Consider the following 22,422-nt stretch of genomic DNA (forward strand, 5'->3'; position numbering starts at 1 on the left):
GGGGTCTACTCAAGGGCGCGGAACGAAGATCGTCTCCGCGGCCTGAGAAGGTTGAGTTACTGCCTTCTCGTTGGCATTCCGCTGATGCTTGCCACAAACTACCTCGACAGTTCCGGCGCTTTGGTCGGAGTTATGGGAGTTGTGGGCATGATGACTATTGTCACAGGCGTCATGATCAATCTCGGGCCCATTCTGGCGAGACGAGGCGAGGTTGCTCATTTCGAGCCTGAGCCGACCTTGATCCGAGTGGACGGCACTGGCATCTCAAAGCTTGTCACCGATTCAGAAACCCATATTGGGTGGAGGTCCGTAGACAAAATTACCCTGACCGATTTCGGCATCGGCTTCGTGATGCAAGAAGGCGGTTGGTTCATTCCGATGAGTGCGTTTGAGTCCGAGTCCAGTATGAAGGCTGGGTACGACGAGATCGTATCAGTCATGGCTTCTAGACAGGTTGGCCAAGAGACAGAGCATTCCGAGCCACGTACGTTGCATTAGTGGCAAAGCCGCGATCCTGGCTCCCGGTGGGGTAGCCAAGCGAGGTCAACAGCATTAAGTGGACGATTTATGGCGGTTCGAACCCGCGCGAAGGAAGAGTTTTCATGCCAAGATCGACAAACGCTGGCCCAACCCAGCGCATGCTGCGCGTCGGCGAGCAGGTGCGCCATGCCTTGTCCGAAACTTTGCAGCGCGGCGAGATCATCGATCCACTGATCGAGAGCACCGTGGTTTCGGTCTCGGAAGTGCGCATGTCTACCGACCTAAGGGTCGCCACCGTTTTCGTTTCGCCACTCGGCGCCAAGGATGCCGATGCGGTGGTCGAGGCGTTGAACAAGCATGCGAAATTCGTCCGTGGCCGCGTCTCCGGCGCGCTGCGGCAGATGAAGTTCATGCCGGAGTTCCGCTTCAAGCTCGACACCTCTTTCGACAATTTTGCCAGGATCAACGACCTGTTGAAGTCGCCCGAAGTGGCGCGCGATCTGGGTCCTGAGGACCTGGACAAAGACGATAACAAGGATACCGAATAGTGGCGCGCCGCGGCAAGAAGAAGGGCCGGCCGATCTCGGGCTGGCTGATCCTGGACAAGCCGGTCGGCATGGGCTCGACCGAAGCCGTCTCCAAGATCAAATGGCTGTTCCAGGCGGAAAAGGCCGGCCATGCCGGCACGCTCGACCCACTCGCCTCCGGCATGCTGCCGATCGCGCTTGGCGAGGCCACCAAGACGGTGCCTTATGTGCAGGACGGCGCCAAGATCTATCGCTTCACCGTTGCCTGGGGGCAGGAGCGTTCGACCGATGACCTCGAAGGTCCGGTGACGAAGGACTCGGATCGGCGTCCGTCGGAAGCCGAAGTGCTCGCACTGCTGCCGAAATACACTGGTGTCATCATGCAGACGCCGCCGCAATTCTCGGCCATCAAGATCGCAGGCGAGCGCGCCTATGATCTGGCACGTGACGGCGCGACAGTTGACATCCCGCCGCGCGAGGTCGAGATCGGCCGGCTCGATATTGTCGAGCACAACGCCGACCATACCGTTCTCGAGGTCGAATGCGGCAAGGGCACTTACGTGCGCTCGCTGGCCCGCGACATGGGCCGCGACCTCAGCTGCTTCGGCCACATTTCCGAATTGCGCCGGGTCGAGGTCGAGCCGTTCACCCCGGAGGATTTCGTCACCATCGCCGAACTGGAAGCCGCCCGTTTCGGCGTGCAGGATGAAGACAGCTCGGATGCGACCGACGTCGCCGACACGACAGAAGCCGCTGATACGACAGAAGCCGCTGATACGACAGAAGTCGCAGACGCGGTGGAAGTACCAATCGACTTCGACGCCATCGATGCGCTTCTGGTCGATACATCGGCGGCTCTCGACTGCCTGCCGCAGATCGCCATCAGCGACGATGCGGCGACCAAGATCCGCCTCGGCAATCCAGTCATCATCCGCGGCCGTGATGCACCGGTGGAAGCCGAGGAAGCCTGCGCCACGGCGCGCGGCAAGCTGGTCGCCATCGGTGCCATCGAGCAAGGCATGTTCAAGCCCAAGCGGGTCTTTGCCGGGTGACTCCTGTCGTCTAGAGCAATTCCAGGAAAAGTGTGAACGGTTTTCCGTTCGGAATTGCGTCAAAACAAAGAGTTAGAGCGGTTCGCCGTTTCCGTGAAACGGTGAACTGCTCTAATGTCGAGCCAGGACTCGCGCGAGGGGCATATGGCACAGGCTGGGGCGATCAAGAAGCGGGCGCCGGTGAAGACGCGGCGGCCGCCGGTCGGTGCGTCGCCGGGCACGCTGATCGCCGACCCGTCGGCGCGGCGCAGCGAACTCAGGCTGACGCTGATCTCGCCCGAAAAATTCAAGACTATCGAAAATGCCAGCATCGACGACCTCAACACCCATTGCGACAAATGGCCGGTCATCTGGCTCGATTGCACCGGCCTCGCCAACATCCCGCTGATCGAGGAGATCGGCCGCATTTTCAGCCTGCATCCGCTGGCGCTGGAGGACGTCGTCAACACCGGCCAGCGGCCGAAGGTCGACTTCTTCGAGGACCATGCCTTCGTCGTCGTCAGGATGATCGACGATGTCACGTCGCACCGCTATGAGCAGATCGCCGTCTTCTTCGGCAACAATTTCGTCGTCACCTTCCAGGAACGCGAAGGCGACCCGTTCGATCCCGTGCGCAAGCGCATCGAAAGCTCGGCGCCCAACCGGTTGCGCGCCCGCGGTGCCGATTACCTCGCCTATGCGCTGATCGACGCCATCGTCGACAGTTATTTCCCGCCGATCGAGGCCGCCGGCGACATGGTCGACAGCATCGAGGACGAGATGCTGCATTCGCCGCACAAGCATCAGATGCGGCAGCTGCATGAATTGCGGCGCGATGCCAATGTGCTGAAAGGCGTGCTGTGGCCGATGCGCGATGCGCTGGCGACGCTGATCCGCAACGACGTGCCCTATGTGAAGGCCGAAACCAAGATCTTCCTCAACGACACGCTCGACCATTCGCTCAGGCTGATCGAACTGGTCGAAACCCAGCGCGAGATGCTGACCGGCCTGATCGAGATGCATCTGTCGCTGAGCCAGGCGCGCACCAACGACGTCATCAGCTATCTCACCATCGTCTCGGTCATCTTCATGCCACTGACCTTCCTGGTCGGTATCTGGGGCATGAATTTCGATCCGGAGTCGTCGCCCTGGAACATGCCGGAACTGAAGGCCTACTACGGCTATCCCCTATCGCTGCTGTTCATGGCGCTTGTCGCGTTCGGGCTGATCGCCTTCTTCAAATGGAAGAAATGGCTTTGACAAGGATAAAACCTGCCATTTTGGCCTGAAAAGCCGGCTTGTGAATTGGGCTGGTGTTTTCCGGGGAATTGCACTATATGCGCCGCAGCATAGCGCTAAGACGCTTTGCCTACACCGGCCCCTGCTGGACGACATCCCGGCTGAGGGCGACCCGTTTCCTCAAACAGATAAGGAAAAACACGATGTCGATTACTGCCGAGCGCAAACAGGAATTGATGGGTGAATTCGCAACCGCCAAGGGCGATACCGGGTCTCCGGAAGTCCAGGTGGCCATCCTTTCCGAGCGCATCAAGAACCTGACCGACCACTTCAAGGACCACAAGAAGGATAACCATTCCCGCCGTGGTCTGCTTGCTCTCGTCTCCCAGCGCCGCAGCCTGCTTGATTATCTCAAGCGCAAGGATGACGCGCGCTATCAGACGTTGATCGAGAAGCTCGGTCTGCGCCGTTGACGAATTGACCGGCGGGCTTTCTTCGGAGAGCCCGCCGGTCGCGCATTCTGCCAGTCGCATCGACTGGCCAGACCCGGTTTCGATCGTGCAGAGGGCACTCGAAACCGCCCATGGACGGTCATGGGGCAGGATTGCAGGACGCTCGCGCGCGCTCGCCGCGCCGAAATTACCCGAGCTTCCCGTTGTCTTGCCCGTGGCTGCCCGAGAAAGGAAGCCAGGGAAAGGGCATCCGCGCACCGTGAAACGGCGCGGCCCTTTCCTCATATTAAGGACAAGATATGTTCAATCACCACAAAGTGGAAATCGAATGGGGCGGCCGTCCGCTCATCCTCGAAACCGGCAAGATCGCCCGCCAGGCTGATGGCGCGGTGCTCGCCACCTACGGCGAGACCAAGGTCCTCGCCACCGTCGTTTCGATGAAAGAGCCGAAGCCCGGCCTCGATTTCTTCCCGCTGACCGTCAACTACCAGGAAAAGACCTACGCCGCGGGCAAGATCCCAGGTGGCTATTTCAAGCGTGAAGGCCGTCCGAGCGAGAAGGAAACGCTGGTTTCCCGCCTCATCGACCGCCCGATCCGCCCGCTCTTCGCCGCGGGCTACAAGAACGACACGCAGATCGTCGTCACTGTCGTCCAGCATGACCTCGAGAACGATCCCGACATCCTGTCGATCGTCGCCACCTCGGCTGCCCTGACGCTCTCGGGCGTGCCCTTCATGGGCCCGATCGGCGGCGCGCGCGTCGGCTACATCAACGGCGAATACGTGCTCAACCCGCATGTCGACGAGATGCAGGAATCGAAGCTCGACCTGATCGTCGCCGGCACCACCGACGCCGTGCTGATGGTTGAGTCCGAGGCCAAGGAATTGGGCGAAGAGCTGATGCTCGGCGCCGTCATGTTCGGCCACAAGGGCTTCCAGCCGGTCATCGACGCCATCATCAAGCTGGCCGAAGTTGCCGCCAAGGAGCCGCGCGACTTCACCGCGCCGGACTATTCCGCGCTTGAAGCCGAGATGCTGAAGATCGTCGGCGACGAACTCAGCAATGCCTACAAGAACGTCGACAAGCAGAAGCGCTACGCCGCCGTCGACGCCGTCAAGGCGAAGGTCAAGGCTGCGTTCGCCCCGGCTGAAGGCGAAGACGCCAAGTACACTTCCGAGCAGATCGGCAGCGTGTTCAAGGAACTCCAGGCCAAGGTCGTGCGCTGGAACATCCTCGACACCGGTTCGCGCATCGATGGCCGTGACCTCAAGACGGTCCGCAAGATCGTCTCCGAAGTCGGCGTCCTGCCGCGCACCCATGGTTCGGCGCTGTTCACCCGCGGCGAGACCCAGGCGCTGGTCGTTGCCACGCTCGGCACCGGCGAGGACGAGCAGTATGTCGATTCGCTGACCGGCATGTACAAGGAGAAGTTCCTCCTTCATTATAACTTCCCTCCCTACTCCGTCGGCGAGACCGGCCGCATGGGTTCGCCGGGTCGCCGCGAAATCGGCCATGGCAAGCTCGCCTGGCGCGCTATCCGCCCGATGCTGCCGAGCGCTGACCAGTTCCCCTACACGCTGCGCGTGGTCTCGGAGATCACCGAGTCCAACGGCTCGTCGTCGATGGCGACCGTCTGCGGCACCTCGCTGGCGCTGATGGATGCCGGCGTGCCGCTGGCCAAGCCCGTCGCCGGCATTGCCATGGGCCTGATCAAGGAAGGCGAGCGCTTCGCGGTTCTGTCCGACATCCTGGGTGACGAGGATCACCTCGGCGATATGGACTTCAAGGTCGCCGGCACCGCCAACGGCATCACCTCGCTGCAGATGGACATCAAGATCGAGGGCATCACCGAGGAGATCATGAAGATCGCGCTGGACCAGGCCAAGGATGGCCGCCAGCATATCCTCGGCGAGATGGCGCATGCTCTGACCGGCGCGCGTTCGGAACTCGGTGAGTTCGCACCGCGCATCGAAGTGATGCACATCCCGACCGACAAGATCCGTGACGTGATCGGCTCGGGCGGCAAGGTCATCCGCGAGATCGTCGAAAAGACCGGCGCCAAGATCAACATCGAGGACGACGGCACGGTCAAGATCGCTTCGTCGAACGCCAAGGAGATCGAGGCGGCCAAGAAGTGGATCCACACCATCGTCGCCGAGCCGGAAGTCGGCGAAATCTACGAAGGCACGGTCGTCAAGACCGCCGACTTCGGCGCTTTCGTCAACTTCTTCGGCCCGCGTGACGGCCTCGTCCACATCTCGCAGCTTGCCAACGACCGGGTCGCCAAGACCTCGGACGTGGTCAAGGAAGGCGACAAGGTCTGGGTCAAGCTGATGGGCTTCGACGAGCGCGGCAAGGTCCGCCTGTCGATGAAGGTCGTCGACCAGGCAACCGGCAAGGAACTCGCCCGCGACAAGAAGACCGAAGGCGAAGAAAACGCCGCCTGATCGGTCTCGGTTCATGAATCGAAGCGGGCGCGGCTTATGTCGCGCCCGTTTTCATTTTCAGGCAGCTTTTCATTTTCAGCCCGTCTTTTCATTTCCAGATTGTCAAGACAGGCCTCGTTTCGAGATCGAACAATGTCCGCCGAGCCGTTGAAGACGCTTTTTCATCCCTTTGAGGCCGAGGCCGTTGCTTTGCCGGGAAAGGGTGAGCGCGCGCTGTTTCTCGGCGCCGAGCCGGGTTTTCGCCTGCCAGAAGGCTTCGAGGCCGCGCTTCACCTCGTGCAAGGCTTCCGGCCGCATTTTCAAGCGCTGCAGGCGTCCGGCTTTGTCGTCACCGCGCAAGCGGAAGGCGACAGCTTCGATATGGCACTTGTGCTTGCCGGCCGGCATCGGGGTCTGAACGAAGTGCGCCTCGCCGAAGCGCTTGAGCGCGTGGCGCCGGGCGGCCTGGTCGTCATTGCCGGCGGCAAGGACAATGGCATTGCCAGCCTGCGCAAGCGCGTTGACGAGCTTGTGCCGCTTGAGGGCCATCTGCCGAAATATCACGGCATCGCCTTCTGGTTACGCCGTCCCGCCGACCTGGCCGCCGCGGAAGAACTGCGCACCGCCAATCCCGGCCTGCTGGTTGAAGGCCGGTTCCGCACCGCGCCCGGCATGTTTTCCTTCGACCGGCTTGATACCGGCTCGAAATTGCTTGTCGAGAACCTGCCCAATGATCTGCGGGGCAGCGTTGCCGACTTCTGCGCCGGCTGGGGTTATCTGGCTGCCGAGATCGCCGCCCGCTCACCGGGCATTTCAGCGCTCGACCTCTATGAGGCCGATTTCGCCTCGCTCGAAGCCGCAAAGCTCAATCTGGCAGGGGTTGGCCAGTCGATCGCCCAGAATTTCTTCTGGGTCGATCTGTTGAAGGAACCGGTCGAGAAGCGCTACGACGCGATCGTCATGAATCCGCCCTTTCATCGCAGCCGGGCGGCCGAGCCGGAGATCGGCGCCGGCATGATCCGCGCGGCGGCCAAGGCCTTGAAGCCTGGAGGGCGGCTGTTCATGGTCGCCAACCGTCAGCTTCCCTATGAGCCGATCCTGTCGGCTGCCTTTTCGAGCCATGCAGAACTCGCCCGCGACGGTATGTTCAAGGTGCTTGTCGCGCGGCGTTGAAGCGATATCGCAGCGCGCTCAATGCAGATTGGCGACGCGTCGGACCTCGTCGGTGACATGCGCGTCGCCAACCCTGATCTTGAGTGGCGCCGGCCTGCCGAACAGGTAGCCTTGCACCACCTCGCAGCCGGCTGCCCGCAGCAGCGTCGCCTGGCTCTCGGTTTCGACGCCTTCGGCGATGATGCTGACGCCAAGCGCGCGCGACAGCCCGACGATGGTCGAGACGACCGCGCCGGAGCTGGAATCCGTATCGAGGCGGCTGACGAATGAGCGGTCGATCTTCAGCTTGCCGAACGAGAAATCGATCAGGTAGCTCAAATTGGAATAGCCGGTGCCGAAATCGTCGACGGCGACCGAGATGCCCATGTCCGCAAGCTGCTTCAGGATCGTGGCGGCGCGGTCGCGGTCCTGCATCATCGCCGTCTCGGTCACTTCCAGTTCCAGCCGCGATGGCTTGATGCCGGTGCTCGTCATGGTATCGCGCACGATACCGACGAAGTCCTTGGTCATGAACTGCACGGGCGAGATGTTGACGGCGACGAAGCAATCGTCGGGCAGATGCCGGGCGTCACTGCAAGCCCTGCGCAGCACCCATTCGCCGATCGGGCCGATCATGCCGGTTTCCTCGGCGATCGGGATGAACTCCATCGGCGGGATCATGCCGCGTTCGGGATGCCGCCAGCGGATCAGCGCTTCGTAGCCGACGATGCGGCCGGTCGGGAGATCGAGCTGCGGCTGGTAGTGAAGATCGAAGTCACCACGCTCGAAGGCTGTATTCAGTTCGGATTCGATCCATTGGCGATGGTCGGCGACCCTGCCCATTTCGGCATGGAAGACAGACCAGTTGCCGACGCCGCTGGCGCGGGCATTCTGCAGCGCCAGATTGGAGCGGCGCAGGATGAGGACGGGATCGACGCCGTCCTTTGGCATCGCCACGATGCCCACCGACAGGCTGACCGATTGCAGGTGCGTGCTGAGCTCATAGGGCTCCATCATCTCGTCGATGAGCCTTTCGATAGTGCTTTCCAGCGACCCGGACAGCTGATTGTCGGGGAGCAGAATCGCGAATTCACCGGCGCCGATGCGTCCGATCAGCGCGCGCTGCGGCACGCAAGTCTTCAATCGCTTGGTGAAGGCGCGGATCAACTCGTCGCCCTGGCTGTAGCCGATGGCGTCGTTGATCTGCTTGAACCGGTCGATGTCGACGTCGATGAGGAACATCGGCTCGCCGGTCCGGCTTGTCGCGCATGCCGCCTCGGCAATCTTGCCGACCATCGCCGGGCGCGCCAAAAGGCCGGTCAGCTTGTCGAAATGGGTTTCCGTGAAGACGAAATCCGCCGATTCATCGACGCCGGCGAAGAAGGACATCGCGGCTAACGACGCCGCCAGTGCGCAAAGGGCGGCCATCACTGCGACCATCATGTCCGCGGAGATGCCGGCAAAGCCATCGCCGAGACCGTGCTTCAGGCCCCAGAGTCCGAGGACGAAACTGCCGATACCCGAACTTGCTATGGTGAGCAGTCGGAACACCGGTGTTCGCTTCGGGTTGCTGACGGCGGACATTGAAAGACCCCAGAGTACGGGGCTTTCTAGCGGATATCTCCTTAAAATGCATTTCCGCGAATGCGTCTAATTTTATTGGACCAAAAGTATTTCTTGAGCTGGTTAAAAGCGCGTCGCGTTGAAACGGGTTCAGTCGGCGCATTTTAAGCTTTTGTTTTATAAATGTCGTTGTCCAAAACCGCTGCGCACTTTTTGGGCGACATGCATTAGTCTCGCCCGCCGTCGGTCTGCTTCAATTCGTCGAGCGTCGGCATGGAAACAATGTGATAGCCGGAATCGACATAGTGGATTTCGCCGGTAACGCCGGAAGACAGATCGGACAACAGATAAAGCGCCGAGCCGCCGACCTCGTCGATGGTCACCGTGCGGCGCAGCGGTGAGTTGCGCTGCTGGTAGGAGAACATGTGGCGCGCGTCGGAAATGCCGGCGCCGGCAAGTGTGCGCACCGGTCCAGCCGATATGCCGTTGACCCTGATGCCGCGCGGACCGTAGTCGTTGGCGAGATAGCGCACACTGGCCTCCAGGCCGGCCTTGGCGACGCCCATGACATTGTAGTTCGGCATGACGCGGACCGACCCCGCATAGGTCAGCGTGATCATCGATCCGCCGTCCCGCATCAAGGTAGCGGCATGGCGGGCGACCTCGGTGAAGGAATAGCAGGAGATCACCATGGTGCGGACGAAATTGTCCCGGCTGGTGTCGGCGTAAAGGCCTTTCAGCTCGTTCTTGTCGGAAAAGCCGATGGCGTGGACGACGAAATCCAGCCCGCCCCATTCCTTGCCCACCGTCTCGAACGTGGCGGCGACCGAAGCGCTGTCCTCGACGTCGCACGGCACGACCAGCGAGGCGCCGAGCTTGTCGGCCAGCGGCTTGACCCGGCGCCCGAAGGCATCGCCCTGATAGGTGAAGGCGAGTTCTGCCCCATGTTCGGACAATTTCCGGGCGATTCCCCAGGCGATCGAATGATCGTTGGCGACACCCATGACAAGCCCACGCTTGCCCTTCATCAATCCGTCCATGGCCGGCAAATCCTTATGCGGAATAGCGCTGGAAAACGAGCGTAGCGTTGGTGCCACCGAAGCCGAACGAATTTGACAAGACAGTGTCGATCCTGGCGTCGTCGATGCGCTTTCGCACGATCGGCATGCCCTCGAATTCGGGATCGAGGGTCTCGATATGGGCGCTTTCGCCGATGAAGCCGCCCTGCATCATCAGGATCGAGTAAATGGATTCCTGCACGCCGGCGGCGCCCAGCGAATGGCCGGTCAGCGATTTCGTCGAGGTGATGTACGGCATCTCTGGGCCGAACACTTCGCGGATCGCGCCCATTTCCTTGGAGTCTCCCACCGGCGTCGACGTGCCATGGGTGTTGATGTAGTCGACCGGCGTGGACACCGTGGCCAGCGCCTGGCGCATGCAGCGGACCGCGCCTTCGCCTGAAGGGGCAACCATGTCGTAGCCATCCGAGGTCGCGCCGTAGCCGACGATCTCGGCATAGATCTTGGCGCCGCGCGCCTTGGCATGCTCCAGCTCTTCCAGCACCAGCACGCCGGCGCCGCCGGCGATGACGAAGCCGTCGCGATTGGCATCATACGCGCGGGAAGCGGTCGATGCATTGTCGTTGAATTTCGACGACATGGCGCCCATGGCGTCGAACAGGTCCGACATTGTCCAGTCGAGATCCTCGTGGCCGCCGGCAAAGACCATGTCCTGCTTGCCCCACTGGATCAATTCGTAGCCATTGCCGATGCAATGCGCCGAGGTCGAGCAGGCCGACGAGATCGAATAGTTGACGCCGTGGATCTTGAACCAGGTCGCAAGCGTTGCCGACGCGGTCGACGACATCGCCTTCGGCACCGCGAACGGACCGATGCGTTTGGGACTGCCGTTCTTCAGCGTGATTTCGGCCGCTTCGACGATGGTGCGGGTGGATGGTCCGCCCGAACCCATGACGATGCCGGTGCGCTCATTGGTGATGTCGCTCTCGCCGAGGCCAGCATCCGCGATCGCCTGATCCATGGCGACGTGGTTCCAGGCCGCACCCTGGCTTAGGAAGCGCATCGCGCGGCGGTCGATCATGGCCGATGGATCGAGCGTCGGCGCTCCCCAGACCTGGCAGCGGAAGCCATGCTCGGCGAAGGAATCGGAGAAGCTGATGCCGGATCTGGCGTCATGCAGAGAGGTCTGCACCTCGTTGGCATTGTTGCCGATCGACGACACAATGCCGATGCCTGTGACTACGACACGTCTCATTCGCAACTCCTTCCAGGGGTGCTGGCCAGAGAGCTGGCCAGGGCTGTGGTCAAGCGACCGCCGACTGCTTGGACAGACCGACCTTCAAATCCGTTGCCGCGTATATGGGTTCGCCATCCGCCTTCAGCCAGCCATCGGCGATGCCGAGCACCAACCGGCCACGCATCACGCGCTTGAAGTCGATGCCATACTCGACCTTCTTCACCGAGGGCGTCACCATGCCCTTGAATTTCACTTCACCGGTCGACAGTGCCATACCCTTGCCGGGTTCGCCCAGCCAGCCAAGATAAAAGCCCGTCAATTGCCACATGGCGTCGAGGCCGAGGCACCCCGGCATGATCGGATTGCCGATGAAATGGCAGGCAAAGAACCACAGGTCCGGCTTGATGTCGAATTCCGCGCGGATGAAACCCTTCTCGAAGGCGCCGCCCGTCTCGCTGATCTCGGTGATGCGGTCGAACATCAGCATGGGCGGATAGGGAAGCTGGGCATTACCCGGCCCGAACAGTTCGCCGCGGGCGCAGGCCAGCAATTCGTCGTATTCGTAGCTGGATTTACCCGCCATCAATCTCATCCCCATATCGTTCTGGGCTATCGGGTGCCCTTGTCGTTGGTTTCCTAACACAATCTGTTTCAGGCCGGAAACCGGCGTTTGCGCTTAACCTGCTCGTCTGCCTGGGTCAATGCGCGCTATTGATCGCATTCGGGCGACAGAATATATGTCTTGGGAGGTCCGGTTTCGGCAGATGTTCATTTTTTTGCCATTCTGGGCGTGTCTTGGGGCGGAAGTGTGGGGTTCGACGAGAAGATGGACCTGGACGGTCGGAAGGAAAATGTCGCTGTGGACAAGCGGGTCCGTGAAGCCGGCCTGAGGCCGACGCGTCAGCGCATTGCGCTGGCCGACCTGCTTTTCGCCAAGGGCGACCGTCATCTGTCGGCCGAGGAACTGCACGAGGAGGCGGTCGTCGCCGGCGTGCCAGTATCGCTGGCCACCGTCTACAATGCCCTTCACCAGTTCACTCAGGCAGGCCTGTTGCGCATCCTCGCCGTCGAGGGCGCGAAGACCTATTTCGACACTAACACCTCCGACCACCACCATTTCTACATCGAAGGCGAAAACCGCATATTCGACATCGACAGCGGTCCGGTGACGGTTGCCAACCTGCCGGAGCCGCCGGAAGGGATGGAGATCGCCAATGTCGATATCGTGGTGAGGCTGCGCCCCAAACGCCGCGAATGACCGGCGAGGCCGGAATGATCGGCCAGGCCGGAATCATCGGCCAGGGATGAAACCCCTCGATCTGGCAATCCGGCTCGAATGGGCCATTGTGGCGCTGGCTGCCGTCGTTTTCTACGGCTCAACTGATATGTCCTGGTGGCTGTTCGGATTGCTTATCCTGGCGCCTGACCTGTCGATGTCGGGCTATCTGGCGGGGCCGCGCATCGGTGCCCTTGCCTACAACGCCTTGCATATCCTGATCGTGCCGGTACTGCTGCTGCTCGCCGGGCACATGTGGGGCAATGCGACCGCGATGGCGGTTGCGCTGATCTGGATCGCCCACATCGCCATCGACCGTGCGCTGGGCTACGGCCTGAAGCTGTCGACCAGCTTTCAGGACACTCATCTCGGCCGTATCGGGCGCTAAATCACGACCGCGAATCTTCGACAGATCGCGCTCAAAAAATCAGTCCTTGACCCGTTCGCCAGGATAGGCGCCCCAGACAATCGACTGGGCAAGCCAGCCGGTGTGGCCATCGAACGTCATTTCGCACCACTGGCCGTCGCAGGACTTGATCGTGCCCATGACACCCGGCTCGACCATCGCGACCACCCTTGCGTCCTTGTCGGGACTGTTGAGAAGGTTGATCTGGGCGCCCTTGCCGCGCTGCCACGGTGCAACGATTGCCGTGCGCCGGCCGGAAAGCAGCGACTGGTTGATCCAGCCTTCCGAACCATCGGCATCGCGCACGCGGCGCCATGTGTCGAATTCCTGGATGATCTCCATCGGCAGGCCGGCCTTCATATACATCCAGTCGACCGAGTAGTTGGCACCGGGGCCGACGCGCGAGTTGACCCGACCGGATTTCAGGCTGACGAATCGCGGCAGCGGCAAGCCGCTCGGCCCGAGCGTGACGACGCTCTGGGCAGGTGCCGCCGCACTCTGCGCCGCAGCAAGCGGAGAATAGAGCAAAGCGCTGAGAAGTGCTGCGCTGAGGGTCAGGCGAAACGACGCGAAACCAGACACTTTCATTCCTTTCGGCGCTTGCCTGCCGGCATCGGCGCCCCTTTTTCTTTGTCTTCGGCGGCACCGCTTGTTACATGGGGTAATCGGCACCGCGACCAGCTTTCAGTTTCGCCGGTCTTGGTTAAAGAGGTCTCAACGAGATCGGGGTACGAGGAAACAATGGTAGGCAAAAAGAAGCCTCTCGTCGTCATCACGCGCAAGCTGCCCGATCCGGTCGAGACCCGCATGCGCGAACTGTTCGACGCCCGGCTGAATGTCGAGGACAGGCCGATGACGCAGCCGGAACTGGTCGCGGCGGTCAAGGAGGCCGACGTTCTGGTGCCCACCATAACCGATAATATCGACGCGGCGCTGATCGCCCAGGCCGGTGAGAACCTCAAGCTGATCGCCAATTTCGGCAATGGCGTCGACAAGATCGATGTCGCTGCGGCGGCGAAGAAGGGCATCACCGTTACCAACACGCCCAACGTGCTGACAGAAGATACGGCCGACATGACCATGGCGCTGATGCTGGCGGTGCCGCGGCGGCTGGCGGAAGGCGCCAATGTGCTGACCGGTGACAAGAAATGGGCCGGCTGGTCGCCGACCTGGATGCTCGGCCGGCGCATCTGGGGCAAGCGGCTCGGCATTGTCGGCATGGGCCGCATCGGCACTGCCGTCGCCAGGCGGGCCAAGGCCTTCGGTCTTTCGATCCACTATCACAATCGCCATCGCGTGCTGCCGGCGGTCGAGGAAGGGCTGGAAGCGACCTATTGGGAAAGCCTCGACCAGATGCTTGCCCGTATGGACATCATTTCGGTCAACTGCCCGTCGACGCCGGCAACCTTCCATCTGCTTTCGGCGCGGCGGCTGGCGCTGCTGCAGCCCACGGCCTATGTCGTCAACACCGCGCGCGGCGACATCATCGACGAGGAAGCTCTGGTCAAGCTGATCCAGGACGGCAGGATCGCCGGCGCCGGTCTTGACGTCTACGAGCACGAGCCGGCTTTGAACAGCAAGCTGCTGAAGCTCGCCGCCAAGAACAAGGTCGTGCTTCTGCCGCATATGGGCTCGGCGACGCTCGAGGGCCGCATCGATATGGGTGAAAAGGTCATCATCAACATCCGGGCGTTCGTCGACGGCCACCGCCCGCCGGACCGCGTGCTGCCGCTCAGAACCTGACGCTGGAGCATGATCCCGAAAAGTGGAAACGGTTTTCTCGGACAAACGGAAACCGTTTGTCCAGAGATCATGCCCAAACGAACAGATATAGCCCATCCCGATTCAATCGGGATGACAGGCTCTATCGCGGCGCAACATTTTTCTGCCTTGAAATGAAAGGCCAGACTTACGGAAGAGCCTTGCGCATGGTGATCGAGGTCGGCCTGATGTAGCCCTCATGCGCCGTCCGCTCGGTCTCGTGAAAGCCGAGGTGGGTAAAGGCTGCATGGTTTCCGGTCAGCTCGATCCGCGTCTGAAGCTCGATGGCGGCCTTGCCGCGGCCGCGGGCAAGGTCTTCGGCCGCCTGCATCAGCCGCCGGCCGACGCCTTGTCCCTGGCAGTCCGGCGCGACGGCGAGCTTGCCGACATAGAACTCTGTTACCTTTTCAAGGGCAAAGAGGCAGCCGACGATCCGGTCGCCCTTGAGCGCCACGAAGCCGGTCTCCCGCCGCGCCTTGTCCCGCAGGATGTCGGCGGTTAGCAGGTGGGCCGAGGAGGGCGGGTCGATGACGCCGTCCATGGCGGCGAAGGCACGCATGATCAGTGCGAGCACATCGTCCCAACGGTCGAAATCGGCCGGGATCTGTGTGATGGAGACAGCGTCGGTCTGCTCCACGGGGTCAGGTTCTCTTGTAGCGGATGGTGTCGAAGCGCGCCGCCAACGCATCATAGAGCAGCAGCCGGCCGACCAGCGGCTCGCCGATGCCGGTGATCAGCTTGATTGCCTCCATCGCCTGCAGCGTGCCGACGACGCCGGTCAGCGCGCCAAGCACCCCGGCCTCGGCACAGGACGGCACCAGGCCCGGCGGTGGCGCTTCCGGAAACAGATCGCGATAGCCTGGGTTGGGCTTGCCGTCCTTGCCGTCTTCGAATGGCTTCAGCACTGTGACGGAGCCGTCGAAGCGTCCGACGGCAGCATGCACCAGCGGTTTCCCTTCGCTCGCGCACGCATCGGCCACTGTATAGCGGGTTTCGAAATTGTCGGAACCGTCGACGACGATGTCATAGCGGGCGACGAGGGCTGGCGCATTGTCCGTCGTCAGCCGGACTGTGTGTGTTTCGACAGATATGTTGGGATTGATGCGGGCGATTGCCGCCTCGGCGCTATGGGTCTTCAGCATGCCGACAGTGTCGGTGCCGTGAATGACCTGACGCTGGAGGTTGGAGAGCGAAACGGTGTCATCATCGATCACGCCGAGCGTGCCGACGCCGGCGGCGGCAAGATATTCAAGCACCGGCGCGCCCAATCCGCCGGCGCCGATCACCAGCACCCGCGCCTGCTTCAGCTTCTGCTGGCCGGCGCCGCCGATTTCGGGCAGCACGATGTGGCGGGCATAGCGTTCGATCTCGTCGTCAGTCAGGGCGGCAGTGGTCATTGGCGGACCATATAGGGACTGAAAAACCTTGTCAGGAGTCTTCGGTTGGCCCAACCGTACCATGGTCGACCGTCAGGAACTGCGCGCGGCCCGCCAAGCTGGAAAACAGCGCTGCATCGGTTCCTGTCATGAACACCTGGCAGTTCAGTTCTTCCAGGATGGAAAACAGCGCCGCGCGCCGCCCACCATCGAGATGCGCGGCGATCTCGTCGAGCAACAGGATCGGCGTCATGCCCGACATCTCGCCGGTCAGCCGGGCATGCGACAGCACGATGCCGACCAGCAACGCCTTTTGCTCGCCGGTCGAGCAAAGCTCGGCCGGCATCGCCTTGGGACGGTGCCGAACCACCAGATCCGAACGGTGCGGGCCCTCGAGCGTGCGTCCGGCGGCGCGGTCGCGGTCACGGCCCTCGACAAGCGTCCGGCGGAAGCGCTCCTCGACGTCGACGGCCGGCGTGGCGGCAATCTCGGCTTCCAGATCGCCCGAAAGGCCGATATCGGCCTGCGGAAACGGCCCCGTATCGGGCAGCCTGTCGATCATCGCGGCGAGCAGGCGTACCATCTCGGCGCGCGCCGCGGCGATCGCCACGCCGGTCTCGGCCATCTGCGTCTCGATCGCGTCGAACCAGCGGTCGTCTCGGGAACCTTCGGTAAGCAGGCGGTTACGACCGCGCATCGCCTTCTCGTAGTCGATCGCACGTTGTCCGTGGCCGGGGTCGATCGCCAGCACCAGCCGGTCGAGAAAGCGCCGGCGATCCGCGGCCGGCCCGGTGAACAACGCGTCCATCGCCGGCGTCAGCCAGACCACGCGCAGCCATTCCAGCATGTCCTCGGCCGAACGCGCCGAAGCTCCGTTGATGCGCACCCGCCTGCCGCCTTCGCCAGCGCCGCCGGAAATGCCTGTCCCGATCTCGACCTGGCCGTCAGGTCCGTCGAGCCGGGCATGCAGCGCAAAGCCGCCGTCGCCACCCTCGCGCGCAACGTCCGCATAAGGGGCGCGGCGCAAGCCACGCCCCGGTGTCAAAAGCGAGATCGCTTCGAGGAGGTTGGTCTTGCCGGCACCATTGTCGCCGGAAAAAACCACGGCGCCTGGCGCCAGATCGATCGTCAGCGCCGCATAGTTGCGGAAATTGGTAAGTGTAAGCTTACTTATGTGGTTTTGTGCCGGCAACCGCTATCCGCCTATAGAGCGGTCCATCGTTTCACGGAAACGCAGAACCGCTCTACCTCTTTGTTTCAACGCAATTCCGGACGGAAAACCGCTTCACACTTTTCCTGGAATTGCTCTAGAAGTTGCCGCAAACATTGCTCTTGCCGCCGGTCCATCACAGGAGACCGAATTGATGACGCCGCGCCGGCTACACCCGCATCGGCATCAGCACATAGAGTGCGGTTTCATCGGCCATATCGTGGATCAGCGTCGGCGAGCCGGCATCGGCCAGCATGAATTTGGCCTCCGTGCCGGTCAGCTGCGCGGCAACGTCAAGCAGATACTTGGCGTTGAAGCCGATCTCGATCGGGTCGGATGAATAGTCGGCGGACAGTTCTTCGGTGGCGCTGCCTGAATCCGGATTGTTGACCGCAAGCGTCACTTGACCCTCGCTGATCGAAAGCTTCACCGCGCGGCCGCGTTCGGAAGAGATGGTCGAGACGCGATCGACAGCGGCGGCAAAACTCTGGCGGTCGATGATCAGCCTCTTGTCGTTGCCGGTCGGAATGACCCGCTGATAATCGGGGAAGGTGCCGTCGATCAGCTTCGAGGTCAAAACCACGCTGCCGATGGTGAAGCGGATCTTGGTGTCCGACAGTTCGGTGGTGACCGCGACATCGGGATCGTCGACCAGCTTCTGCAACTCGCTCACCGTCTTGCGCGGAATGATGATGCCCGGCATGCCCTCGGAACCCGCCGGCGCGTCGATCTCGGCGCGCGCCAGGCGGTGGCCGTCGGTCGCCACCGAGCGCAGCTTCAGCTTGCCGCCGACCTCATGCGTGTGCAGGTAGATGCCGTTCAGATAATAGCGCGTCTCTTCGGTGGAGATGGCGAACTGGGTTTTCTCGATCAGGCCTTTCAGGGCAACCGAGTCGAGACGGAAGATATGCGAGAACGATCCAGCCGAAAGCTCCGGGAAGTCGGATTGCGGCAGGCACTGAAGGCGGAAGCTCGAGCGGCCTGACGTCACCGTCATGGCGTTGCCGTCCTCATCCGTCTTCAGCATCACCTCGGCGCCATCGGCGAGCTTGCGCACGATGTCGTAGAGCAGATGTGCCGGAACCGTCGTCGCCCCGCCGCGCTCCACCTTGGCCGGCGTCGCTTCCGTCACCTCGAGGTCAAGGTCGGTCGCCTTCATTTCAAGGCTGGCGCCCTCGGCGCTGAGCAGCACGTTGGAGAGGATCGGTATGGTGTTGCGACGCTCGACCACACGATGGACGTGGTTGAGCGACTTCAGGAGATTTGACCGTTCCAGGATAACACGCATGACGAAACAGCTCGCTTGAATGAATGACGGGTCACCAGTGAGCGGCGCCCCGCGAAAGGTCTGAACAGGCTCAGAATCTGCGTAAACTGACAGGAAAAAACCAGCAAACGCAAGCCCGCGCCACCGGTTCGGGCCGGCTAGGCGGGCTTTCTGGGGATAAAGGGCACGAAGTCCGCGAGCCGGTGTCGTAAAACCGAAATCCGGGCCGCTTCCAGGCGGCACCGCGACCCCATTCGGGGCCTCGGGCCGCACTGGCAAGCCATTGAATTCCGGTGTTGTTCCGGCTCGGCACTCCAGGCCGGTCAGGCCTGGTCGTTGATCAACCGCCTCAAGAGTTCGAGTTCCTGCGCCAGCGTGTTGTCGTTGCCGGAAAGGTCCTCGATCTTGCGCACGGCATGCAGCACCGTGGTGTGATCGCGGCCGCCGAAACGCCGTCCGATCTCGGGCAGCGAGCGCGGCGTCATCACCTTCGACAGGTACATGGCGACCTGCCGCGGCTTGACGATGGTGCGCGTGCGCCGGTTGGACAGCAATTCGGTCTTCGACACATTGTAGTGGCGCGCGACGATGCGCTGGATGTCCTCGATACGGACCCGCTTCGGCTCGCCGGTGCGATAGATGTGGCCGAGGATCTCGTCGATCCGGTCGATGGTGATCTGCGGCTCGAAGGATTGACGGAACAGCAGCTGATTGAAGGCGCCTTCCAACTCGCGTCCGCTGCCGGTCACGGTGCGGGCGACGTGATTGAGGATCTCTTCCGAAATGTTCAGCGACGCATCGTCGACCCGAGCGGTCGCGAGGCGCAATTTGAGCATGCCAAGGCGCATGGCGAAATCGGGCGCCGACATTTCAAGCGCGACGCCACCATTGAGGCGCGAACGGACACGCGGTTCGAGCGATTCCAGTTCCGACGGCGGCCGATCGGCGGCAACAACGACCTGCTTGGCGCTGTCGAGCAACATGTTGATCAGGTGGCAGAATTCATGCTGGATCGACTTGCCCTGCAAGAACTGCATGTCGTCGATGATGAGCAGGTCGATGTCGCGCAGCTGTTCCTTGAGCGTCAGCGCATTGTTGTCGCGGATCGCGGTGGCAAAGCGCCACATGAAATACTCGGCCGTGAGATAGACGACGCGCGACTTGGGGTTCTGATTCAGCGATTCTGCCGCGATTGCCTGCAACAAATGTGTCTTGCCGAGCCCGACGGTTGCGTGAAGGAAAAGCGGATTGAAACGCACCGCGCTCGATTGCGATTCCGCCACTGCCTTGGCGGCGGCGAAGGCCACCCGGTTCGACGGTCCCTCGATGAAGGAGCCGAACGTGTAGCGCGGATCAAGCGGCGATCCCAGTACATTGTGGCGGAACTCGCTCTCGATCGGTGTGCCCGGACGCGGAGCCGGTGCACGCTCCACCCGGCCGGGGCTTACGGTGCCGGCGGCAAGCGCCGTCTGCGTCTGCCGCGTCATCTTGCTGCGTGCAGGAACCACCTCCGGCTCGGCCTGGCTGCGTCCCTGACGGGTTGCCGTGCGCACGACGATGTCGATCTTGAGGAGATCGGGATCCTCCTGCTTCCACAGCTCGGAGATGAGGTCGAGATAGTGGCCGTTGATCCATGAGCGCAGGAACGCGGTGGGCACCGAGATGCGGACGATGCCCTTGGAAGCCTCCGCGACCTTCATGCGGCCAAACCAGCTCGAATAGACTTCGGTTCCCAGGCGCGCCTTCAACTGGGTCTTGACCCGGTCGAATTTCTGCTCCGCGTCGCTGGACACCGCCATGCCGTTTGCTCCGATCAAAGTTCCAGGAAATGGGAGGTCGCCCGTAAGCTCCCTTTCGATGCCGCTCTGCATGATCTTTTCCTTGTCTTTCCGTACCTGTTTTCCACCGGGGATGCGCCTCCTGCATCCGGTTCCCGGCGACCTAAGTCTTTGCTACGATGTCCGCTGCCGCCGCCGGCAGATGAACGTCGCCCATTATTCCAAAGGAACCGGTGCCGGCCCATGGAAGCCAGTCCGCGTTGGGTATGTCAGGGCAATACAACACCGTCCGGCGAAAGAGCGCCGGCACGCCGTCTACCTGCCATGTCTAGTTACGCCAGTCCCCTACCGTATCGAAAAAAGACAAACCAAACCCGTTCACGGACTTGATCCGCGTTGCAAATCCCACCAATTTAAGCTGGCCGATTCAGGCTGGGTTAAGGGCCAGAGCCCCGTCCCTTTCGATAGATCGACATTACCGAAATCGCTGTGGATAGGGCAAGGCCACGTCTAACGGATTTTTAAGGAATCTGGTTACCGGAGGCGGGTTCGAGTGGCGTGCCGCCACGGCACATTTTAACAAAGCCATTGTGATTCAAACTCTTTTCCGGCGAATATGAAAAACCCGGCGCGGCGCGAAATATTCTGAAATAATTCGCTTGACAGCCACTTGTCCCCCATCGCTCCCGCTCGATGTGGACAAGCTGTGGATCACCATCTGTAAGTGACTGAAAAGTATACGCTATTTCTGATAGCTAAGAATCTTTAAGCCAGCCCTTTTCAAGCATGCCGACCAACAGCAGGCATGCATATGCCGGCAAAGTATTCCCAATCGTGAAATTCGCACAAGACGTCGTTTCCGGACATTCTTTTTAAGTGCTTGCCGGCAAACGAAAAAACCCGGCGCAAACGGCCGGGTTCGAAGAACGTCAGTCTAGGGAAGTAATGTCAGGCTGACAGAACCTTCACCCGTTGGGCCAATCGCGACACCTTGCGGGACGCCGTGTTCTTGTGGATCACGCCCTTGGTCGCGGCGCGCATCAATTCCGGCTCCGCGATCTTGAAGGCAGCCTGTGCGGCAGCCTTGTCACCGGAGGCAAGCGCCTCTTCGACCTGGCGGATATAGGTGCGCACGCGCGAGCGGCGGTTCTTGTTGATCGCCGCGCGGCGTACGATCTTGCGCGTTGCCTTTTTGGCCGAGGATGTATTGGCCATGATGCCTCTCTTCTGATCTGGTCGGCGCATGCGGGATGCCGCAGGGCGCAAAAAACAAACGGGCAGCCACGGGGCCGCCTCGGTTGGTGCGGCTTATAGTTCAGCTTTTCCGGCGCGTCAACGCTGCCTGGCCTTCTTTTTGGCGACCAACAGCCATCTTCTTCGCAGCTAAGGGACTGGCATCAGCGGTTGGTGAAATTCGGCTTCCGCTTCTCGGCGAAGGCCGCCATGCCTTCCTTCTGATCGTCCAGTGCAAACAGCGAGTGAAACAGTCGGCGCTCGAACCGCAATCCCTCGGCAAGCGTCGTCTCGAAGGCGCGGTTGACAGCCTCTTTTGCCATCATCACCGATGGCAGCGAGAAAGCGGCGATCTTGGCCGCCGCCTTCAGCGCCTCCTCGACAAGGTCACTGGCAGGCACGACCCGCGACACCAGGCCCGAGCGCTCGGCTTCGGCGGCATCCATCATCCGCCCGGTCAGGCACATGTCCATCGCCTTCGCCTTGCCGACGAAGCGGGTCAGCCGTTGCGACCCGCCCATACCTGGAATGACGCCGAGCGTGATCTCGGGCTGGCCGAACTTGGCGGTGTCGGCAGCGATGATGAAATCGCACATCATCGCCAGCTCGCAGCCGCCGCCGAGTGCATAGCCCGCCACCGCGGCGATGATCGGCTTTCGCGCCCGCGTAAGCTCTTCCCAGCCGACGAAGAAGTCTTGGGCGTAGGCGTCCGCATAGGAGATCGACTGCATCTCCTTGATGTCGGCGCCGGCGGCGAAAGCCTTTTCGGAACCGGTGATGACCATGGCGCCAATACCGGGATCGGCGCCGAAAGCGTTCACGGCTGCGACCAGTTCGGTCAGGATCTGGGAGTTCAGCGCGTTGAGCGCCTGCGGCCTGTTCAGCGTGATCAGTCCGACCTTGCCGTGCGTCTCGGTGATGATCGTGTCATAGGCCATGGCTGCTTCTCCTCGCTCGCGCTCGTCTAGAGCGGTTCATCGTTTCACGGA

General features: G+C 61.7%; 21 protein-coding genes and 2 pseudogenes. 11 read left to right on the forward strand and 12 right to left on the reverse strand.

All coding sequences use genetic code 11. From position 1 onward, the window contains the following. Positions 1 to 84 precede the first annotated feature (84 nt). The 8 genes and pseudogenes from ACFOJ9_RS37725 to ACFOJ9_RS37760 all read left to right on the forward strand — a co-directional run bounded on the left by ACFOJ9_RS37725 (position 85) and on the right by ACFOJ9_RS37760 (position 7,328). Complete coding sequence (locus ACFOJ9_RS37725; protein ID WP_378987127.1) at positions 85 to 498, forward strand: hypothetical protein; 414 nt, start codon at positions 85 to 87, stop codon at positions 496 to 498. A 104-nt stretch (positions 499 to 602) separates the two neighbouring features. Further along, a complete protein-coding gene (gene rbfA / locus ACFOJ9_RS37730) occupies positions 603 to 1,028 on the forward strand; it encodes a 30S ribosome-binding factor RbfA (protein ID WP_378987130.1) in 426 nt (141 codons plus the stop codon). Next, positions 1,028 to 1,696, forward strand: a pseudogene (gene truB / locus ACFOJ9_RS37735) (tRNA pseudouridine(55) synthase TruB); the annotation flags it as partial. The gene rbfA and the pseudogene truB (ACFOJ9_RS37735), both read left to right, overlap by 1 nt. Before the next feature lie 123 nt (positions 1,697 to 1,819). Then, a pseudogene (gene truB, locus ACFOJ9_RS37740) lies at positions 1,820 to 2,059 on the forward strand (tRNA pseudouridine(55) synthase TruB); the annotation flags it as partial. Between the two features lie 144 nt (positions 2,060 to 2,203). Next, positions 2,204 to 3,298, forward strand: a complete 1,095-nt coding sequence (corA, locus tag ACFOJ9_RS37745) for a magnesium/cobalt transporter CorA (protein WP_378987133.1) — start codon at positions 2,204 to 2,206, stop codon at positions 3,296 to 3,298. Between the two features lie 77 nt (positions 3,299 to 3,375). Continuing rightward, positions 3,376 to 3,750 (forward strand): 30S ribosomal protein S15, encoded by a 375-nt coding sequence (gene rpsO, locus ACFOJ9_RS37750; RefSeq protein WP_378987136.1) that lies wholly within the window; start codon positions 3,376 to 3,378, stop codon positions 3,748 to 3,750. Positions 3,751 to 4,028: 278 nt separating this feature from the next. After that, positions 4,029 to 6,176, forward strand: a complete 2,148-nt coding sequence (gene pnp, locus ACFOJ9_RS37755) for a polyribonucleotide nucleotidyltransferase (protein WP_378987139.1) — start codon at positions 4,029 to 4,031, stop codon at positions 6,174 to 6,176. Positions 6,177 to 6,308: 132 nt separating this feature from the next. Beyond that, positions 6,309 to 7,328 (forward strand): class I SAM-dependent methyltransferase, encoded by a 1,020-nt coding sequence (locus tag ACFOJ9_RS37760; protein ID WP_378987142.1) that lies wholly within the window; start codon positions 6,309 to 6,311, stop codon positions 7,326 to 7,328. Positions 7,329 to 7,346: 18 nt separating this feature from the next. On the opposite strand, the gene ACFOJ9_RS37765 is transcribed toward ACFOJ9_RS37760, so the two are convergent. The 4 genes from ACFOJ9_RS37765 to fabA all read right to left on the reverse strand — a co-directional run bounded on the left by ACFOJ9_RS37765 (position 7,347) and on the right by fabA (position 11,709). After that, positions 7,347 to 8,891, reverse strand: a complete 1,545-nt coding sequence (locus tag ACFOJ9_RS37765; RefSeq protein WP_378987145.1) for a putative bifunctional diguanylate cyclase/phosphodiesterase — start codon at positions 8,889 to 8,891, stop codon at positions 7,347 to 7,349. Between the two features lie 206 nt (positions 8,892 to 9,097). Further along, on the reverse strand, positions 9,098 to 9,910 hold the full coding sequence (gene fabI / locus ACFOJ9_RS37770; RefSeq protein WP_378987148.1) for an enoyl-ACP reductase FabI: 813 nt from the start codon (positions 9,908 to 9,910) through the stop codon (positions 9,098 to 9,100). A gap of 13 nt (positions 9,911 to 9,923) precedes the next feature. After that, positions 9,924 to 11,144, reverse strand: a complete 1,221-nt coding sequence (fabB, locus tag ACFOJ9_RS37775; protein WP_378987151.1) for a beta-ketoacyl-ACP synthase I — start codon at positions 11,142 to 11,144, stop codon at positions 9,924 to 9,926. Between the two features lie 49 nt (positions 11,145 to 11,193). Continuing rightward, positions 11,194 to 11,709 carry a 3-hydroxyacyl-[acyl-carrier-protein] dehydratase FabA gene (fabA, locus tag ACFOJ9_RS37780; protein WP_057143126.1) on the reverse strand — a complete coding sequence of 172 codons (516 nt, stop codon included), beginning with the start codon at positions 11,707 to 11,709 and terminating at the stop codon, positions 11,194 to 11,196. Positions 11,710 to 11,952: 243 nt separating this feature from the next. Between fabA and irrA the strand changes: the two genes are divergently transcribed. Beyond that, positions 11,953 to 12,384 carry an iron response transcriptional regulator IrrA gene (gene irrA, locus ACFOJ9_RS37785; RefSeq protein WP_378987154.1) on the forward strand — a complete coding sequence of 144 codons (432 nt, stop codon included), beginning with the start codon at positions 11,953 to 11,955 and terminating at the stop codon, positions 12,382 to 12,384. A gap of 46 nt (positions 12,385 to 12,430) precedes the next feature. After that, positions 12,431 to 12,790 carry a DUF4260 domain-containing protein gene (locus tag ACFOJ9_RS37790; protein ID WP_378987157.1) on the forward strand — a complete coding sequence of 120 codons (360 nt, stop codon included), beginning with the start codon at positions 12,431 to 12,433 and terminating at the stop codon, positions 12,788 to 12,790. Positions 12,791 to 12,829: 39 nt separating this feature from the next. Here the strand turns inward: ACFOJ9_RS37790 and ACFOJ9_RS37795 are convergent, their stop codons facing one another. After that, positions 12,830 to 13,390 (reverse strand): SH3 domain-containing protein, encoded by a 561-nt coding sequence (locus tag ACFOJ9_RS37795; protein WP_378987160.1) that lies wholly within the window; start codon positions 13,388 to 13,390, stop codon positions 12,830 to 12,832. A gap of 159 nt (positions 13,391 to 13,549) precedes the next feature. Between ACFOJ9_RS37795 and ACFOJ9_RS37800 the strand changes: the two genes are divergently transcribed. Then, positions 13,550 to 14,551: a 2-hydroxyacid dehydrogenase gene (locus ACFOJ9_RS37800; protein ID WP_378987162.1), complete on the forward strand. Its 1,002-nt coding sequence runs from the start codon at positions 13,550 to 13,552 to the stop codon at positions 14,549 to 14,551. Between the two features lie 166 nt (positions 14,552 to 14,717). Here ACFOJ9_RS37800 and ACFOJ9_RS37805 read toward each other — a convergent pair whose 3' ends face one another. The 7 genes from ACFOJ9_RS37805 to ACFOJ9_RS37835 all read right to left on the reverse strand — a co-directional run bounded on the left by ACFOJ9_RS37805 (position 14,718) and on the right by ACFOJ9_RS37835 (position 22,371). Then, complete coding sequence (locus ACFOJ9_RS37805; protein ID WP_378987165.1) at positions 14,718 to 15,206, reverse strand: GNAT family N-acetyltransferase; 489 nt, start codon at positions 15,204 to 15,206, stop codon at positions 14,718 to 14,720. Between the two features lie 4 nt (positions 15,207 to 15,210). Next, positions 15,211 to 15,966: a molybdopterin-synthase adenylyltransferase MoeB gene (locus ACFOJ9_RS37810; protein WP_378987168.1), complete on the reverse strand. Its 756-nt coding sequence runs from the start codon at positions 15,964 to 15,966 to the stop codon at positions 15,211 to 15,213. Positions 15,967 to 15,997: 31 nt separating this feature from the next. Next, positions 15,998 to 17,137: a DNA replication/repair protein RecF gene (recF, locus tag ACFOJ9_RS37815; RefSeq protein WP_378987171.1), complete on the reverse strand. Its 1,140-nt coding sequence runs from the start codon at positions 17,135 to 17,137 to the stop codon at positions 15,998 to 16,000. Positions 17,138 to 17,324: 187 nt separating this feature from the next. Beyond that, a complete protein-coding gene (gene dnaN, locus ACFOJ9_RS37820) occupies positions 17,325 to 18,443 on the reverse strand; it encodes a DNA polymerase III subunit beta (RefSeq protein WP_378987174.1) in 1,119 nt (372 codons plus the stop codon). Between the two features lie 302 nt (positions 18,444 to 18,745). Beyond that, positions 18,746 to 20,293: a chromosomal replication initiator protein DnaA gene (dnaA, locus tag ACFOJ9_RS37825; protein ID WP_378987177.1), complete on the reverse strand. Its 1,548-nt coding sequence runs from the start codon at positions 20,291 to 20,293 to the stop codon at positions 18,746 to 18,748. Positions 20,294 to 21,148: 855 nt separating this feature from the next. Then, a complete protein-coding gene (gene rpsT, locus ACFOJ9_RS37830; protein WP_013533694.1) occupies positions 21,149 to 21,415 on the reverse strand; it encodes a 30S ribosomal protein S20 in 267 nt (88 codons plus the stop codon). Between the two features lie 182 nt (positions 21,416 to 21,597). After that, the gene (locus tag ACFOJ9_RS37835) at positions 21,598 to 22,371 is read right to left on the reverse strand and encodes an enoyl-CoA hydratase (RefSeq protein WP_378987181.1); all 774 of its coding nucleotides are present in this window, start codon (positions 22,369 to 22,371) and stop codon (positions 21,598 to 21,600) included. Positions 22,372 to 22,422 lie beyond the last annotated feature (51 nt).

The organism is Mesorhizobium cantuariense (assembly GCF_042647205.1).
Lineage (GTDB): Bacteria > Pseudomonadota > Alphaproteobacteria > Rhizobiales > Rhizobiaceae > Mesorhizobium > Mesorhizobium cantuariense.

What these genes read in the sequence shown, in the direction of transcription:
- rbfA (WP_378987130.1), top strand. Translation starts at nt 603, where the DNA reads ATGCCAAGATCGACAAACGCTGGCCCAACCCAGCGCATGCTGCGCGTC.
- pnp (WP_378987139.1), top strand. Translation starts at nt 4,029, where the DNA reads ATGTTCAATCACCACAAAGTGGAAATCGAATGGGGCGGCCGTCCGCTC.
- ACFOJ9_RS37760 (WP_378987142.1), top strand. Translation starts at nt 6,309, where the DNA reads ATGTCCGCCGAGCCGTTGAAGACGCTTTTTCATCCCTTTGAGGCCGAG.
- ACFOJ9_RS37810 (WP_378987168.1), bottom strand. Translation starts at nt 15,966, where the DNA reads ATGACCACTGCCGCCCTGACTGACGACGAGATCGAACGCTATGCCCGC.
- ACFOJ9_RS37725 (WP_378987127.1), top strand. Translation starts at nt 85, where the DNA reads ATGCTTGCCACAAACTACCTCGACAGTTCCGGCGCTTTGGTCGGAGTT.
- fabB (WP_378987151.1), bottom strand. Translation starts at nt 11,144, where the DNA reads ATGAGACGTGTCGTAGTCACAGGCATCGGCATTGTGTCGTCGATCGGC.
- dnaA (WP_378987177.1), bottom strand. Translation starts at nt 20,293, where the DNA reads ATGCAGAGCGGCATCGAAAGGGAGCTTACGGGCGACCTCCCATTTCCT.
- rpsO (WP_378987136.1), top strand. Translation starts at nt 3,376, where the DNA reads ATGCGCCGCAGCATAGCGCTAAGACGCTTTGCCTACACCGGCCCCTGC.
- rpsT (WP_013533694.1), bottom strand. Translation starts at nt 21,415, where the DNA reads ATGGCCAATACATCCTCGGCCAAAAAGGCAACGCGCAAGATCGTACGC.
- irrA (WP_378987154.1), top strand. Translation starts at nt 11,953, where the DNA reads ATGGACCTGGACGGTCGGAAGGAAAATGTCGCTGTGGACAAGCGGGTC.
- ACFOJ9_RS37790 (WP_378987157.1), top strand. Translation starts at nt 12,431, where the DNA reads ATGAAACCCCTCGATCTGGCAATCCGGCTCGAATGGGCCATTGTGGCG.
- ACFOJ9_RS37800 (WP_378987162.1), top strand. Translation starts at nt 13,550, where the DNA reads ATGGTAGGCAAAAAGAAGCCTCTCGTCGTCATCACGCGCAAGCTGCCC.
- ACFOJ9_RS37835 (WP_378987181.1), bottom strand. Translation starts at nt 22,371, where the DNA reads ATGGCCTATGACACGATCATCACCGAGACGCACGGCAAGGTCGGACTG.
- fabI (WP_378987148.1), bottom strand. Translation starts at nt 9,910, where the DNA reads ATGGACGGATTGATGAAGGGCAAGCGTGGGCTTGTCATGGGTGTCGCC.
- corA (WP_378987133.1), top strand. Translation starts at nt 2,204, where the DNA reads ATGGCACAGGCTGGGGCGATCAAGAAGCGGGCGCCGGTGAAGACGCGG.
- ACFOJ9_RS37765 (WP_378987145.1), bottom strand. Translation starts at nt 8,891, where the DNA reads ATGTCCGCCGTCAGCAACCCGAAGCGAACACCGGTGTTCCGACTGCTC.
- fabA (WP_057143126.1), bottom strand. Translation starts at nt 11,709, where the DNA reads ATGGCGGGTAAATCCAGCTACGAATACGACGAATTGCTGGCCTGCGCC.
- dnaN (WP_378987174.1), bottom strand. Translation starts at nt 18,443, where the DNA reads ATGCGTGTTATCCTGGAACGGTCAAATCTCCTGAAGTCGCTCAACCAC.